The organism is Actinocorallia sp. A-T 12471 (genome assembly GCF_033875155.1).
In the GTDB taxonomy this organism is placed as follows: domain Bacteria; phylum Actinomycetota; class Actinomycetes; order Streptosporangiales; family Streptosporangiaceae; genus Actinocorallia.
Genome location: NZ_JAWZTE010000001.1, coordinates 372,247 through 384,424 on the forward strand (window position 1 = coordinate 372,247; position 12,178 = coordinate 384,424).

Annotated in this window: 9 protein-coding genes and 1 pseudogene; 8 read left to right on the top strand and 2 right to left on the bottom strand. The window is 72.0% G+C overall.

The genetic code is table 11. The features are described 5' to 3' along the window. The first annotated feature begins 64 nt into the window (after positions 1 to 64). From R9X44_RS01785 to R9X44_RS01805, 5 genes are all read left to right on the top strand, one after another. The gene (locus R9X44_RS01785; protein ID WP_319812142.1) at positions 65 to 1,375 is read left to right on the top strand and encodes a glycosyltransferase family 2 protein; all 1,311 of its coding nucleotides are present in this window, start codon (positions 65 to 67) and stop codon (positions 1,373 to 1,375) included. A gap of 42 nt (positions 1,376 to 1,417) precedes the next feature. Further along, positions 1,418 to 2,983 (top strand): hypothetical protein, encoded by a 1,566-nt coding sequence (locus tag R9X44_RS01790; protein WP_319812143.1) that lies wholly within the window; start codon positions 1,418 to 1,420, stop codon positions 2,981 to 2,983. A gap of 70 nt (positions 2,984 to 3,053) precedes the next feature. Then, complete coding sequence (gene metG, locus R9X44_RS01795) at positions 3,054 to 4,847, top strand: methionine--tRNA ligase (RefSeq protein ID WP_319812144.1); 1,794 nt, start codon at positions 3,054 to 3,056, stop codon at positions 4,845 to 4,847. Continuing rightward, the gene (locus tag R9X44_RS01800; RefSeq protein WP_319812145.1) at positions 4,837 to 5,661 is read left to right on the top strand and encodes a TatD family hydrolase; all 825 of its coding nucleotides are present in this window, start codon (positions 4,837 to 4,839) and stop codon (positions 5,659 to 5,661) included. The genes metG and R9X44_RS01800 overlap by 11 nt, the downstream gene beginning before the upstream one ends. A 211-nt stretch (positions 5,662 to 5,872) precedes the next feature. Further along, a complete protein-coding gene (locus tag R9X44_RS01805; RefSeq protein ID WP_319812146.1) occupies positions 5,873 to 6,517 on the top strand; it encodes a transglycosylase family protein in 645 nt (214 codons plus the stop codon). Between the two features lie 46 nt (positions 6,518 to 6,563). Here R9X44_RS01805 and R9X44_RS01810 read toward each other — a convergent pair whose 3' ends face one another. Both R9X44_RS01810 and R9X44_RS01815 read right to left on the bottom strand, forming a co-directional pair. After that, positions 6,564 to 8,264 carry a hypothetical protein gene (locus tag R9X44_RS01810; RefSeq protein ID WP_319812147.1) on the bottom strand — a complete coding sequence of 567 codons (1,701 nt, stop codon included), beginning with the start codon at positions 8,262 to 8,264 and terminating at the stop codon, positions 6,564 to 6,566. Further along, a complete protein-coding gene (locus R9X44_RS01815) occupies positions 8,261 to 8,824 on the bottom strand; it encodes a SigE family RNA polymerase sigma factor (protein ID WP_413774892.1) in 564 nt (187 codons plus the stop codon). Before R9X44_RS01815 ends, R9X44_RS01810 begins: the two co-directional genes overlap by 4 nt. Before the next feature lie 579 nt (positions 8,825 to 9,403). Here R9X44_RS01815 and rsmA point away from each other — a divergent pair. From rsmA to R9X44_RS35645, 3 genes and pseudogenes are all read left to right on the top strand, one after another. Beyond that, entirely contained in the window at positions 9,404 to 10,300 is an 897-nt protein-coding gene (gene rsmA, locus R9X44_RS01820) for a 16S rRNA (adenine(1518)-N(6)/adenine(1519)-N(6))-dimethyltransferase RsmA (RefSeq protein ID WP_319812149.1), read from the top strand. A gap of 64 nt (positions 10,301 to 10,364) precedes the next feature. Then, complete coding sequence (locus tag R9X44_RS01825; RefSeq protein ID WP_319812150.1) at positions 10,365 to 11,261, top strand: 4-(cytidine 5'-diphospho)-2-C-methyl-D-erythritol kinase; 897 nt, start codon at positions 10,365 to 10,367, stop codon at positions 11,259 to 11,261. Positions 11,262 to 11,444: 183 nt separating this feature from the next. Continuing rightward, positions 11,445 to 12,110: pseudogene (locus tag R9X44_RS35645) on the top strand (ATP-binding cassette domain-containing protein); the annotation flags it as partial. Positions 12,111 to 12,178 lie beyond the last annotated feature (68 nt).

Genomic DNA, 12,178 nt, shown 5'->3' on the forward strand with positions numbered 1-12,178 from the left:
CCGCCCCGGGACCGGACAACCGGCACCATAACTGACCTGGCCGCCTTCTACATCAGGAGCCGACATGGAGTTGTCCGTGGTCATGCCGTGCCTCAACGAGGCCGAGACCGTGGAGACATGCGTCCGCAAGGCAGTGGCCTTCCTCGAAGCGCACGGCATCGACGGCGAGGTCGTCGTCGCCGACAACGGGTCGACCGACGGCTCACAGGCGCTCGCCGAGGGCGCGGGGGCGCGGGTCGTGCCGGTCGCGCTCAAGGGCTACGGCAACGCGCTCATGGGTGGCATCCGCGCGGCCAAGGGCACCTACGTGATCATGGGCGACGCCGACGACTCCTACGACTTCACGGACCTGATGCCGTTCGTCACCGAGCTGCGCGACGGCGCTGACCTGGTGATGGGCAACAGGTTCGAGGGCGGGATCGCGCCGGGCGCGATGCCGCCGCTGCACCGCTACCTCGGCAACCCCGTCCTGTCGTTCGTCGGACGGCTGTTCTTCGGCTCCAAGATCGGCGACTTCCACTGCGGCCTGCGCGGTTTCCGCCGCGACACCGCGCTCGCGCTCGGCCTGCAGTCGTCGGGGATGGAGTTCGCCTCCGAGCTCGTCGTCAAGATGACGCTGAGCGAGGCCAAGATCACCGAGGTGCCGACCACGCTCGCCAAGGACGGCAGGTCGCGGCCCCCGCACCTCAACACCTGGCGCGACGGCTGGCGGCACCTGCGGTTCCTGCTGCTGTACAGCCCGCGCTGGCTGTTCCTCATCCCCGGCGTCGTGCTCATGGCGCTCGGCCTCGTCGCGGGCGTCGCGCTCGCGGTCACCCCGATCGACATCCGCGGCGTCGTGTTCGACGTCGACACCCTCGTCGGCGCGTCGGCGGCGGTCGTCATCGGGTTCCAGGCCGTGGTGTTCTCGCTGCTCACCAAGGCTTACGGCGTCACCGAAGGGTTCCTGCGGCCGGACAAGCGGGCGGCCTGGCTGCTGGAGAAGTGGAGCTTCGAGAAGGGGCTCATCAGCGGCGGCCTGCTCGCGCTCGCCGGGCTCGTCGGCGTCGGGTTCTCGGTGGTGCACTGGCACGGCGCGCAGTTCGGCGAGCTGAACGCGCGCGAGACGCTGCGCATGGTCGTGCCGTCGGCGACCGCGCTGATGATGAGCTGCCAGCTCATCCTCGGCACCGCGTTCCTGTCGATCCTCGGCATCCGCCGCTCCAGCCACCCGGGCACCGCCTCGCAGGCGCACGAACAGCTCACCCTCGCCGACGCCGTCGGCGGCGCGCAGGGCACCGCCGACGAGAAGGCCGAAGACGAGAACCTTCTGGACGCCGGGACCGTCGATGAGAACGTCGGCGAAGAGCGGTCGGTGCCGGAACAGACCCGCTAGCGGTCGGCGTACGACGGAACGACAGTGAAGGAGGGTGGGGCCGTGAGCCTACGCTCCGCGCTGTGGAGACGACACGCGCTGTCCGGACTAGCCGAACAATCCGGGCGATACGGGCGTTCCGTGCTGGCCCGGCTGCCCAGGCCGTCGCGCGCCGCGCTGCTGGCGTTCGCGGGCAGGCACCGGGTCCTGCTGGTCGCGCTGGCCGTCGCGGCGCTGCTGCGGCTTGTGACGATCCTCGGCTACCGCTGGGCCATCTGGTTCCCCGACTCCTACCCGTACGTCGAACTCGCCCTGAACCCGCGCCCCGACGTGGTGCGCACGTTCGGGTACCCGTTCCTGCTGTTCCTGCTGCGGCCGCTGCACAGCTTCGCCGTCGTCGTCACGGTCCAGCACCTGATGGGGCTGGCCACCGCCGTCATCCTCTACGGGCTGCTGCGCCGCCCGCACCTGTTCCGCTTCGGCAAGGCGCTGCCCGGCTGGGCGGCGACGCTCGCGGTCGCACCCGTGCTGTTCGACGGCAACCAGATCGAGCTCGAACACCTGCTGCTGTCCGACACCTATTTCCTGCTGCTGGTGTCCGGCGCGTTCGCGCTCGTGCTGTGGACGCCCAAACCGTCGCCGCGCAGGGTCGCCGCCGCCGGGCTGCTGCTCAGCATGGCCGCCATCACCCGCACGATCGGGCTGCCGCTGCTGATCATCGTGCTGGTGTTCCTGGCGATCCGCAGGGCGGGCTGGCGGACGGTCGTCGCCGGGGCCGTCACCGCGATCGTCCCCATCGCCGCCTACTGCACCTGGTACGCCTCGGCGAACGGCCAGTTCGCGCTCAGCGGCACCGACGGGGTCTTCCTGTACAGCAGGACGATGACGTTCGCCGACTGCGACAACTTCGGCGACCGGCTCCCGGTGAACGCCTACCCGCTGTGCGACAGCACGCCGCCCGAGCAGCGCAAAGCCTCGCACTTCTACGTGTGGGAGGAGAGCCAGATCTTCCGGTACCCCGGAGGCATCTTCGACCCCTACAAGAGCGAGCTCGCGCGCACCTTCGCCAAGGAGGCGATCCTCGCCCAGCCGGGCGACTACGTCGCGACGGTCCTCGAGGACTTCGGGCGGACGTTCCGGTGGGACCGTCCCGTCTATCCCGACCCGAAGACCTACAGCTACTACGTCTTCCCCACCGAGTCACAGGAGTACTGGCCCGGCCGGGACGCCTCGGTCTCCAGGTACGACGCGCAGGCCCAGGCCACCCACGTGGTCGAGCCCTTCGCGGGCTTCATGCGCGGCTACCAGAAGGTCGTGTACCTCCCGGGGACCCTGCTCGGGGTCATGCTGCTTGCCGGGCTCGCCGGGGTCGTCGCGTCATGGCGGCGCTTCGGCGGGTACGCGCTGCTGCCGTTCGGGTTCGCGATGGCGCTGCTGGTCATCCCGCCCGCGACAGTCCTGTTCGACTACCGGTACGTGCTGCCCGCCGTCCCGTTCGCGGCGATCGCCGCCGCGATGGCGCTGCGCGAGGCGCACACCCTCTACCGGTCGCGGCACCGGCCCGACAACCCGCCGCGCACCCCGGCCGGGACCGCGGCCGACGCCGAGGCGGCCCCCGCGCGGTCCTGACCGCCGACGCGCTTGCCAGGCTGTGGATAACCGATTCGGTGCCTGACGCCGGGGACCGTAGGCTTGGGGCATGTCCCGTCACATCCTCACCGCGCCGGCTTGGCCCTATGCCAACGGGCCTCGCCACATTGGGCACGTCTCCGGGTTCGCGCTGCCGTGCGACATGTTCAGCCGCTACCAGCGGATGATCGGGAACCAGGTGCTCATGGTGTCCGGCACGGACGAGCACGGGACCCCGATCCAGGTCCAGGCCGACAAGGAGGGCCTGAGCGCCCGCGAGCTCGCCGACCGCTACAACCGCGTGATCGTCGACGACCTCTACGGCCTCGGCATCGCCTACGACCTGTTCACCCGCACCTCGACGGAGAACCACTACGCCGTCGTCCAGGAGATCTTCAAGGGCCTGCACGACAACGGCTACATCTTCACCGAGACCACCATGGGCGCGATCTCCCCGTCCACCGGGCGCACCCTGCCCGACCGCTACATCGAGGGCACCTGCCCGATCTGCGGCTACGACGGCGCGCGCGGCGACCAGTGCGACAACTGCGGCAACCAGCTCGACCCGATCGACCTGATCGACCCCGTCAGCCGGATCAACGGCGAGACCCCGAAGTTCGTGGAGACCGAGCACTTCATGCTCGACCTGCCCGCCTTCACCGAGGTCCTGGGCCGCTGGCTGCGCGGCAAGGAGGGCCAGTGGCGGCCCAACGTGCTGCGCTTCTCCCTCAACCTGCTCGACGACCTCAAGCCGCGCGCGATCTCCCGCGACCTCGACTGGGGCGTCCCGATCCCGCTGGACGGCTGGCGCGACCAGCCGACCAAGCGCCTGTACGTCTGGTTCGACGCGGTCATCGGCTACTTCAGCGCGTCCGTCGAATGGGCCAGGCGGCTCGGCGAGCCCGAGCGCTGGCGCGAGTGGTGGCAGAACCCCGAAGCCCTGGGCTACTACTTCATGGGCAAGGACAACATCGTCTTCCACTCCGAGATCTGGCCCGCGATGCTGCTCGGCTACAGCGGCAAGGGCGACAAGGGCGGCGAGCCGGGCTCGCTCGGCGCGCTGAACCTGCCGTCCGAGGTCGTCTCCAGCGAGTACCTGACGATGGAGGGCAAGAAGTTCTCCTCCTCCCGCCAGGTCGTGATCTACGTCAGCGACTTCCTCGAGCGCTACGACGTCGACGCCCTGCGCTACTACATCGCCGTCGCCGGTCCCGAGACCCAGGACACCGACTTCACCTGGCAGCAGTTCGTCGACCGCAACAACGGCGAGCTGGTGGCCCAGTGGGGCAACCTGGTGAACCGGTCGGTGTCGATGGCGGCCAAGGAGTTCGGCCAGATCCCCGAGCCCAAGGACCTCACCGAGGCCGACGAGGCGGTGCTGAAGACCGCGCGGGACGCCTACGCGCGGGTCGGGGCCGAGCTCGGCCGCTCCCGCTTCAAGAACGCGATCACCGCCGCGTTCGACGTGGTGCGCGAGGCCAACAAGTACCTCGCCGACCAGGAGCCCTGGAAGATCAAGGACGACCCCGTCCGCAAGGGCACGATCCTGTACGTCGCGCTCCAGGTGGTCGCCGACGCCAAGACCCTGCTCACCCCGTTCCTGCCGAACAGCTCGCAGAAGGTGTTCGAGATGCTGGGCGGCGAGGGCGTCTGGTCGGGCATGCCGGAGATCCGCGAGGTGTCGGAGGAGACCCCGGCCGGGGAGCGCACCTACCCGGTGATCACCGGCGACTACTCCGTCGCGCGGGCCCGCTGGGCGCACCAGCCGATCGCGCCGGGCACCCCGCTCCAGCGGCCGGTCCCGCTGTTCCCCAAGCTCGACCAGAGCGTGGTGGCCGAGGAGCTGGCCCGTCTTGGCGAGTAGTAAACCCGCAGGGAGTAAACCCAGTAAGCCCGTTCCGCCGACGCCCCGGCTGCCCGTCGCGGTGTTCGACGACCACTGCCATCTGGACATGCTCGACATGTCCGTGGCCGAGGCCGTCGAGCGCGCGCGGGCGGTCGGGGTGACCCGGATCGTGACGATCGGCTGCGACCTGCCGTCGTCGGAGTGGGCGGCCAAGACCGCCGCCGAGCACCCCGACGTGTACGCGGGGGTCGCGATCCACCCCAACGACACCAAGGGCCTCACCGACGACGTGCTGGCCCGCATCGCGGAGCTGGCGGCCGAGCCGAAGGTCGTCGCGGTGGGGGAGACCGGCCTCGACTACTACCGCGACCACGCGACGCCCGACGAGCAGCTGCGCTCGTTCCGCGCGCACATCGCGATCGCCAAGGCGTCCGGCAAGGCCCTGATGATCCACGACCGCGACGCCCACGACGACGTCCTGCGCGTCCTCGACGAGGAGGGCGCGCCGGACAAGGTGGTCTTCCACTGTTTCTCCGGCGACGCGGAGATGGCCCGGGTCTGCTCGGACAAGGGCTATGTGATGAGCTTCGCCGGGAACGTCACGTTCAAGAACGCGCAGCCGCTGCGTGACGCCCTTGCCGTCGCGCCGCTCGACCTCGTCCTCGTCGAGACCGACGCGCCCTTCATGACGCCGGTCCCGCACCGGGGCAAGCCGAACGCCTCGCATCTGATCCCGCACACCGTCGAGGTCATGGCGGAGGTCAAGGGAGTGTCCGTCGCGGACCTGTGCGCGGCGATCGCGGCAACGGGCGGGCGAACCTACGGGTTCTGAGGAGTAAACCCCGCGCCCGTGGGGAACGTCCTTACTTACGAGTCACCGGTACGGGGGCGTTCATCCCCCGAGTCGCCCCCGTACCGGTTGACACGCCGCACACCGGGACGTTGCGTCGTCGCGGTGTGACTCTGCGTGTTCATCCTTGTAGGCTCCGGTTCTTGTGACCCGTAGTGCGAGGCACGCGGCCGGAAGACCTCCGTCCTTCGTCGTGCCACTCATAGCAACCGCGCTCCTGGTCGGCATCGCCGCCGGGGGCTGGAACCTGTTCTCCGAGGAACCGCAGCCCGCTCCGATCGCCCTCGCCGGCGACCGCGCCAAACTGCCTTCACAGAAGGACGTACGCTCACCTGACCTGCCGTCCGGCACCGGCGGGGGCGTCCCCGCGCTTCCGCGGTTCGACGCCCCGGTGCTGCCCCCGTCGATGGGGCTGCCGCCCGACGAGGCCGCCGCGAGCAGCGGCGTCGCCGACCCCGACCGGCTCGCCGAGGAGGCGCCCCGGCCGCAGCAGCCGGAGAAGCAGGACAACGCGGGCGGCGGACCGCTCGCCCTGCTGAACCTCCCCAAGCTGCTGCCCAAGGAGGCCACCCAGCTGAACCTACTGAACCTGCCCGTCGCCGACCTGAACTGGGGCGCGGTGGCCAGGTGCGAGTCGAACAACGACCCCGAGCTGATCACCACGAGCGGGCTGTACGGGCTGTACCAGTTCTCCCGCGAGGCGTGGGAGTCGGTCGGCGGCACAGGTCTGCCCGTCCACGCCTCCCCCGAGGAGCAGACGCGCCGCGCCCAGCTGCTCTACGAGAAGCAGAACGGCTGGAGCACGACCTGCGGCGACCTGCTGTTCGCCGCCAACTGACCCCCCGGGCCGCTCCGCCTTCCGGAGCGGCCCGGCCCCGCCGTCGTCAGCGGACGGCCGCGAGGTCGAGGAACAGATAGCCGTCACCGGTCGGCAGCACGACATACCGGTTGGCCCGGCCGCCCTCCCGCCCGTGGACGAGCTCGCCGGGCTTCGCCGCGAGATACCCGGTCTTCCCGGTCTCCAGATCCCGGATGGTCACCCGGCCGGAGGCATCGCTCCCCTGGAACAGGAACCTGTCGAGCGGCGGCTGCCACTCCGTATAGCGGTTGTAGTTCGGCCCGCCCAGCACCGTCGGCGTCGGCTGCGGCTCCGGCGACCCGTCCGGGTCGGGCGCCGGCACATCACCCTCCGACGCGCCCGACGGCGCGGGCTCGTCGCGCCCGGCCGGAGGCTCGTCACGGGGCTCGGGCGCGGGACCGTCCCCGGCAGGGGGCTCAGCTGCGGGGCCACCGCCCGGGTTCCCGGCGGCGGGCTCGGGGCTCCCGGACTCGGCGGGCCGGGCCGGAGAGTCAGCGGGTTCGGGGTTCCCGCGCTGGGAGTCGGCGGGCAGGGTCGGCGGGTCGGAAGGGTCGGGGTTCCCGGCCTGGGGCCTGGCCCGGTCGGCGGGGCCGGAGTTCCCGGCCTCGGCCTCCGCGGGGTCGTCGGGCCGCGCGGGCGGGTCGACGGGATCGGCGGGATCGTCGGGCCGGGTCGGCGGGGCCGAGGGGTCGTCGGGTTGGGTGGGCGCGGCCGAGGGGTCGGCCGGGCGGGTGGGCGGGGCAGAGGGGTTGCCGGGGTCGGGGGCGTCCTTGGGGGGACGGGGGCCGAGGAACATCGGGTTGGGGATGGTGACCGAGCCGTCGCGGCGGGCCAGGGAGTCCCTGCCGCTGCACCAGACGACGCCGCAGAACCAGGGGCCGTCCCCGGACGGGATCTTCGCCGCGCGGGTCTCGCCGGTCTCCACGTTGCGGATGTCCTCGAAGAACACGCCGGGCTTGCCGTCGTCGAACTCGGCGATCCAGGGCCACTCCACGATGCGGAAACCCTTGGGGGCGACCCTTGCCCTGTCGTCCTTGGCGTTGAGGGGCGCGGTGAAGACGCCCTCGGAGGAGTCCCAGTAGAGGCGGTCGCCGGTGATGCCCGCGCGGTAGCCGCCGCCGTCGTGGCCGCCGTCGGTGAGGACGAGACGCGAGCTGTCCTCACCGGTCGGGTCGGCGACGACGATCTCGACGCCCTTCTCGGTCATCGCATGCCAGACCAGGCGTTCCCCGGAGGATTCGGACCCCACGGCGAACTCCGGCTGTGCGGGACCCCAGCCCGCGCCGACGATCTCGACCGTCCGGCCCGTCTGCGGCTCGTAGACCGCGTACTTGGCCGGGCCTGACGGCCGTGCGTTCCAGAAGATCAGCAGCCGGGAGCCGTCGAGCACGCTGACGATCTGCCAGTCGGCGTCCGCGAGGCCCTGCGGCGGCACGGCCTTGACGTGCCGGGCCGCCTCCGGCCACAGCTTCTCGACCGGGAGGGGCTGGCCGTCGCCCGCCGAGACGGTCGGGCCGGTCTTGTCGAGGTCGGTCGGGTTGAGGACGCCCCAGCCGACGCCGCCCGCGAGCAGGACCGTCACGGCGGCGGCCGCGCCGACGCGGTTGCGCAGCCGGGCGCGGGCCTTGCGCGCGGCGGTGGCGGCGAGGCCGTGGACGGGCGGGGGCGCGTCGTCCGCCTTGGCCGAGAGCGTCCTGGCGAGTGCCCGCTCAAGGGGAGTGCTCATCGGGGGCTCCCTTCCAGGTGGTGATCGTAGCTTTCGCGCAGTTTGTCGAGCGCGCGGCTGGCCTGGCTGCGGACCGTGCCGCGCGAGATGCCGAGCCGCACGGCGATCTCCTCGTCCGACAGGGCCTCGTAGTACCGCAGGACGACCACGGTCCGCTGCCGGCGCGGCAGGGCCGTCAGGGCCTGCCAGAGGGCGTCGTCGGGCGGCAGGGGGTCGTGGTGCGCGGCGTCGGGGACGGCCGCGGTCAGCGTCTCGCGCCGGGTCCGCCGCCACGCCGACACATGCTGCCGCGCCATCGTCGTCCGGACATAGCCCTCGGGGTCGTCCTTGCGCACCACCCGCGGCCAAGCCGACCGCAGCCGCACCAGCGCCTCCTGCACAAGGTCGGCCGCATCATGCGGACTCCCCGTCAGCACATACCCGTACCGCAACAAAGCCGGCGCCCGAGACGCCACCCACCGCTCAAAGTCAACGGCCTCGCCCAACGCCTCGGCCTCCCGCCGAACACCACCGGATGGGGGATGATCCACCACACCTCTCCTTCCTCCAGATAGCCACACAACCCAGACGCCCCCACCCCCCCGCCCGTTGCACGCCCACCCCAACCCCCTCCCCGCAGTCCCGACGGGACTGCGGGAAGTACTTGAACGCAACCGGGCCTGCGGGCAGCGTCCCCCCTCACACTCCCGAAGCAACCGCGAGGCACGCCGAGCGCGAGGCTCACGCGAGCCTCCTTCCCCGCAGTCCCGAGCACCTGCTTCCCCGCAGCCCCGAGGGGACTGCGAGACGCGCCTGGCCGCGAGGGCGGGCAAGCCTCCTTCCTCGCAGTCCCGAGGGGGCTGCGGGGCGCGCCTGGCCGCGAGGGGCGGGTAAGCCTCCTTCCTCGTAGTCCCGAAGGGACTGCGAGGCGCGCTTGGGTGCGAGGGGCGGGTAAGCCTGCTTCCTCGTAGTCCCGAGGGGACTGCGAGGCGCGCTTGGGTGCGAGGGGCGGGCAAGGCTGCTTCCTCGCAGTCCCGAGGGGACTGCGAGATGTCCCTGGGCGCGAGGGGCGGGCAAGCCCTCCTTCCCGCAGTCCCGAAGGGACTGCGGGACGGGGTTGGGGGAGCGGGGGTGGGGTTGTTGCGTGGGACAATCGGGGGGTGGGGGTAGACGAGAGAGCGGGACAGGGTGCGGCGGCGGGCGACGCCGGGGACGCGGTGTTGCTGGGGGCGGCCGATGTTCGGGAGATCGCTGCGGCGCTTGATGTGCGGCCCACCAAGCAGCTCGGGCAGAACTTTGTGATCGACCCGGGGACAGTGCGGCGGATCGTGCGGGCGGCGGAGGTCGGGCCCGAGGACGTCGTTGTGGAGGTGGGCCCGGGGCTCGGCTCGCTCACCCTTGCGCTGCTGCCCGAGGTCGCCAGGGTCGTCGCGGTCGAGCTCGACCCGGTGCTCGCCGGGGCTCTGCCGGAGACCGTCAGGGCGCGCGCGCCGAAGCTCGCCGACCGCTTCGAGGTCGTGCACGGCGACGCGATGCGGATCACCGAGCTGCCCGGCCCGCCGCCCACCGCGCTGGTCGCGAACCTGCCCTACAACGTCGCCGTCCCCGTCGTGCTGCACCTGCTCGAACTGCTGCCGTCGCTGCGCAGGGGCCTGGTCATGGTCCAGGCCGAGGTGGGCGACCGCCTCTCGGCCGCGCCCGGCAGCCGCATCTACGGCGTGCCGTCGGTGAAGGCCGCCTGGTACGCCGAGGCGAGGCGGGCCGGGTCCGTCGGCAGGAACGTCTTCTGGCCCGCGCCCAACGTCGACTCCGCGCTCGTCTCATTCACCCGGCGCGAGCCGCCGCGCACCACGGCCACCCGCGAGCAGGTCTTCGCCGTCGTTGACGCCGCCTTCGCGCAGCGCCGCAAGACCCTGCGGGCCGCCCTCGCCGGTTGGGCGGGCTCGCCCGCGATGGCCGAGGCCGCCCTGCGCGCGGCGGGCGTCGATCCGACCGCGCGCGGCGAGATGCTCGACGTCGCCGCGTTCGCGCGCATCGCCGAGCACCGCATGGCCTGATCAGCCAGGGCCGCCCGCCCGATTCCCGACAAGTCCCCGTTCCACCGTCTGAACCGAGGCAGCCATGTCCGTCACCGTCCGGGTCCCCGCGAAAGTCAACCTGCAGCTCGGCGTCGGGCCGCTGCGCGACGACGGCTACCACGACCTGGTGAACGTCTTCCACGCCGTGTCGCTGTTCGACGAGGTCACCGTGACGCCGGGGCCGCTGGCCGTCACCGTCGAGGGGGCGTCGATCGAGGGGGTGCCCGCGGGTCCCGACAACCTCGCCGCCCGCGCCGCGCTGCTGCTCGCCGAGCATCTGGGTGTCCCGGCCGAGGCGTCGATCCACATCCGCAAGGAGATCCCGGTCGCGGGCGGCATGGCCGGCGGCAGCGCCGACGCGGCCGCCGCGCTGCTCGGCTGCGCGGAGCTGTGGAACCCGGGCCTGCCGCTGAAGACCCTGATGGACCTAGGCGGCCAGCTGGGCAGCGACGTGCCCTTCGCGCTGCTCGGCGGCACGGCGGTCGGCGTCGGACGGGGTGAGGTGCTGACCCCGCTGCCGACGTCCGGCGAGTTCCACTGGGTCTTCGCCCTCGCCGACGGCGGCCTGTCCACCCCGGCCGTCTACGCCGAGTGCGACAGGCTGCGCGCCGCCTACGAGCAGCACGCCGAGTGGCCGCACGAGTCGCCCGCGCTGCTCGCCGCGCTCGCCGAGGGCGACGCCAAGGCGCTCGGCGCGGCGCTCACCAACGACCTCCAGCCCGCCGCGCTGAGCCTGATGCCCGCGCTCCAGCGCACGATCTCGGCGGGCCGCGACTTCGGCGCGCTCGGCGCGCTCGTCTCGGGCTCAGGCCCGACCTGCGCGTTCCTGGCCTCCGACGCCGAGCACGCCGCCGACCTGGCCGCCGCCCTGCGCGGCGCGGGCGTCGCGCGCGCGGCGGTCCACGCGGCGGGCCCGGTCCCCGGCGCGACCGTTCTGTAGCCCGGACGCGCAAGGCCCCGAATCCGCCTAACCTGGGCGGACCGAAAGACGAACAGCCCGGCTGACGGGCCCACATGGAGACGGGCGGGCCGAAGGGTCCGCCGAGGGACGACGGTCTGAGTGAACCTGATCAATCTGGAGAACGTGAGCAAGTCCTACGGGCCCACGCCGCTGCTCGACGCGGTGTCCCTCGGGATCGAGTCGGGCTGGCGGATCGGGATCGTCGGCCGCAACGGCTACGGCAAGTCGACGCTCATGAACATCATGGCGCGGCGGGTCGAGGCCGACTCCGGGCGCGTCACGCACACCGGCGGCCTGCGCCTGGCGATGCTCGTCCAGCGTGACGAGTTCGGCAGGGACGCCACGGTCAGGTCGGTCGTGCTCGGCGAGCGTCCCGAGCACGAGTGGGCGGGCGACGCCGCGGTGCGCGACATCCTGTCCGGCCTGCTCACCGGCCTCGACCTCGACGCCCCCCTCGCGGGCATGTCCGGCGGGGAGAAGCGCAGGGTGTCCCTTGCGGCCCTGCTCGTCCCCGAGTCCGACGTGATCATGCTGGACGAGCCCACGAACCACCTCGACATCGAGGCGATCACCTGGCTGGCCCGGCATCTCAAGGGACGCCGTGAGGCCCTGGCCGTCGTCACGCACGACAGGTGGTTCCTTGACGAGGTCACCGACCGGACGTGGGAGGTCGTGGACGGCCGCGTCGAACGCTACGAAGGCGGATATTCCGCATATGTCCTGGCGAAGGCCGAGCGGGCGAGGGTCGCCGACGCCACCGAGGCCAAGCGCCAGAACCTCATGCGCAAGGAGCTCGCCTGGCTCCGCCGCGGCCCGCAGGCCCGCACGTCGAAGCCCAAGTTCCGGGTCGACGCCGCCCAGGCGCTGATCGCCGACGTGCCCCCGCTGCGCGACAA

Excerpts from the sequence above, each read along its gene's own strand:
- R9X44_RS01785 (WP_319812142.1), top strand. The coding sequence starts at position 65 with ATGGAGTTGTCCGTGGTCATGCCGTGCCTCAACGAGGCCGAGACCGTG.
- metG (WP_319812144.1), top strand. The coding sequence starts at position 3,054 with ATGTCCCGTCACATCCTCACCGCGCCGGCTTGGCCCTATGCCAACGGG.
- R9X44_RS01810 (WP_319812147.1), bottom strand. The coding sequence starts at position 8,264 with ATGAGCACTCCCCTTGAGCGGGCACTCGCCAGGACGCTCTCGGCCAAG.
- R9X44_RS01825 (WP_319812150.1), top strand. The coding sequence starts at position 10,365 with ATGTCCGTCACCGTCCGGGTCCCCGCGAAAGTCAACCTGCAGCTCGGC.